The organism is Haladaptatus ordinarius (genome assembly GCF_054177595.1).
The window spans coordinates 1-2,805 of sequence record NZ_JBPEHH010000226.1; the positions used below are offsets into that span (position 1 = coordinate 1).

At 52.5% G+C, this 2,805-nt stretch carries 3 protein-coding genes and 1 pseudogene; 3 read left to right on the plus strand and 1 reads right to left on the minus strand.

Annotated elements, in window-relative coordinates; translation table 11 throughout:
- Positions 1–114: pseudogene (locus ACR3FF_RS26645) on the minus strand (IS5/IS1182 family transposase); the annotation flags it as partial.
- Positions 115–196: 82 nt separating this feature from the next.
- Between ACR3FF_RS26645 and ACR3FF_RS27520 the strand changes: the two are divergent.
- The 3 genes from ACR3FF_RS27520 to ACR3FF_RS26660 all read left to right on the plus strand — a co-directional run bounded on the left by ACR3FF_RS27520 (position 197) and on the right by ACR3FF_RS26660 (position 2,667).
- Positions 197–700 carry a hypothetical protein gene (locus ACR3FF_RS27520; RefSeq protein WP_472850175.1) on the plus strand — a complete coding sequence of 168 codons (504 nt, stop codon included), beginning with the start codon at positions 197–199 and terminating at the stop codon, positions 698–700.
- A 74-nt stretch (positions 701–774) separates the two neighbouring features.
- Positions 775–1,317, plus strand: coding sequence for a hypothetical protein (locus ACR3FF_RS26655; RefSeq protein WP_458191094.1), 543 nt, complete (start codon positions 775–777; stop codon positions 1,315–1,317).
- A gap of 351 nt (positions 1,318–1,668) precedes the next feature.
- Positions 1,669–2,667, plus strand: a complete 999-nt coding sequence (locus tag ACR3FF_RS26660) for a transposase (RefSeq protein ID WP_458191095.1) — start codon at positions 1,669–1,671, stop codon at positions 2,665–2,667.
- Positions 2,668–2,805 lie beyond the last annotated feature (138 nt).

Sequence of the window (2,805 nt, forward strand, 5' to 3'; positions counted from 1 at the left end):
GAACTCTTCGAGAAACTCGAAGGAGAGGTGCTCGAACAGCGCTAGCGTCTCTGTCTCCACGACATTGAAGAAGGACTCTACCGAAGGATCATCTTGCAGGGTCGCTGAACTCATTCCACCTCAGCGTTCACCCTGCTCTTTGGTGTGCTAATCGTTCTATGACACCCTCATATTTGTTCTATTATGGCGTCGCTGGGTGTCGTTCGGGCTCGGGCTCGTCATTACGGCAACCACGACGAGTATCGCGTTCTCGATCGGTGTGATCGTTCCCTATATCATGGGAGCGAGCCTAGGAACGCTTACAGATACACTGATCGTCGCAATCGTGCTCAACTCTCGTGTGAGAGTCGCAATCGTTCTGTTGCTCTTTATCACTGTGACCATTATCACGGTTATCGCACTCGTTCTCTACGACCCATTCTACGCCATGATAGACATCTTCCAAGAACGACTTCTCAAAGAAAGACGAATATTCGTCGCATTACTCGTATCGCTCGTCGTTATTCCGCTTCTATTGGTATTCGTTCCCTTTTTAGGGTTGCTCAAGGTGGGCCGGTTCGAGAAATGCGGCAGCTGGTCTGTCTCTGAGGAGCGGCTCTCAGAGAAGAACGAGGGCGAACAGAAAGTAAATGACGATGCTGATGATGTCTTGGAGCGCAGTGGCCAGTGGACCGCTGCCGAGAGCTGGGTCTACGTCTAACAGGATGAAACTTATACTGTACATTTCGGAATCATTCTACAGAGCTTTTTCCGCCTGTCCGTCGACACAGGGCTATGGAATCAATCGAAGAACGAGTAGTCAACGACATCGTACACCGAGATCGACACTACCGAGTTGAAGATTTTGTCAAGACCATCGAACGACACCATCATCGAGAGAAGCCAGGCATTCCCATGGAACTCATCGATGCGTATTCTGATGTACTCGGGTATGAGCGGGAACACACGAACACGTTGATCGAAGACCATCTCACCGATTCAACGACGTGGCAACCAGGGATCTCCTTGTACAAAATCAACGGGAATGTTAGCATCTATCCACTCTCTTGGCACGAACAACTCGATGACACTGATGAGATTGCAACGTTTGTTCAGGTGATGCTGGAAAGCAAATTGCCGTCCGATGGAAGCGCACCAAACCCAAATATGTGGGGTATTCCCCAAGAGGAGATTCTAACTGCGATAGAGATTATGACAGACTTCGACCGCGAAACCGGGAGAGAACTCATACAAAAACAACGGCTCGAGGGAAAAATTGTCATCTATGCATTCCAAAATCCAGAAGACCTTGTTCGACTTCCGGAAGCAAACCGGTGAGTGAACTCGTCGCCTAACGAAAATACTGCGACATCGGTATTAAACTATTCAGGGTCGTCACGGCCACTTGCCCGACCTACGTAGAAAATCGTCGGACATACTTAAATCCGCGTTAAGTACGGCTCAGTACGTCAGCACGACAGCTCGTTTCACAAACTGGAGGAGACGCCACTTCGAGACGATATCTGTCCCGTCCTGTGCCACCCACCAATGATGTTCGACAGTGAGAATTTCAACAAGACAAATTGGCTTGTTTCACGAAATATAAAATATTCCTTATATTTTCGGGTTCAATTCTGAATGGGCGGTGGTGCAGAAGTTCTCACAAGGAAGCGGTAGGACGAATCTGATGTGTCCACGACCAGCTCCGTCCTACCGGATAATGATACGGTCGCACAGGTTTTCAAAACACTGGAGACCGAGACAACCGCACTCTTCGAGCACCTCGATCTCTCGTTTCTCACCAGCTATCCCGTGTTCGCCCCCGATCCGAGGGGGCGAACACGGGTTCACGAGCCTCCAGAACTCCTGAAAGGTGTCCTTCACTGCTTCTACCACGACATCTACGGCCCACGGCCGATGGCGCGAGAGCTTCACAACGAAGATGTCTGGCGACAGTGTGGGTTCGAGCGCCCGCCGTCCCGGCGGACGCTCTCACGCTTCATCGCTGACTTCGAACTCGTCGCAGAAGATGTCTTCATCGAATTAGTCCACGAGCTTGCCGAGCAGGTACCGCTCGGCAAGCTCTTCCGCATCGACGGGACAGACATTCCCGTAGATCAGCGGGATGAAGGCGCGCAGTGGAACTACGATCACGCTGAAGACGACTTCTACTACGGCTACGGCTGCTGTATCGTGACCGCAGCAAACAACGTTCCCGTCGCAGCGGCGTTCACGCCAGCGAAGAAAGTCGATCAGGAGACAGCGATGCGCGTCACGCGTGACGCGCTCGCCGTCGAAACTCCACGCTGGATGGTCGGTGACTCGGAGTTCGACATGTTGGAGTGGCACGACCACCTGCTGGCGCAGGCGGTCGTGCCGATTGCTCCGTACAATCCACGAAACACGGCTGATCCGCTCAATATAGATTACCGCGTCGAGGAACGAATCAAAAAGCATAGCGACACGGTTCGTCTCTGGCAGAAACAGCTCGACGAGACGTATTCACACCGCTCACAGGTTGAAACGACAATCGGCGTCTGTAAGGATCTCGGCCTCGGGATCCCGCGGATCCGAGGCCGAGTGAGAGTCAAAGCGCACGTCTTCCTGGCTCTCTGTCTCCGGTTGGCCGTTGCACTCGCCAATCACCACCGAGGAAACGATGTGGCTAGCCCAATCATCCCGCTATGAGAACAGTTCTGCACCACCGCCCATTCGTATTCGGTTAAGACGTAAAACCAGCATACAGTGCTGCATTCACCTCCTCAAGAAGCGTCTGGCGTGACGGAGCTGGTTGTCTCGCCTCTCGATACCACGTGTTCGGGAGAT

What these genes read in the sequence shown, in the direction of transcription:
- ACR3FF_RS26655 (WP_458191094.1), top strand. Translation starts at nt 775, where the DNA reads ATGGAATCAATCGAAGAACGAGTAGTCAACGACATCGTACACCGAGAT.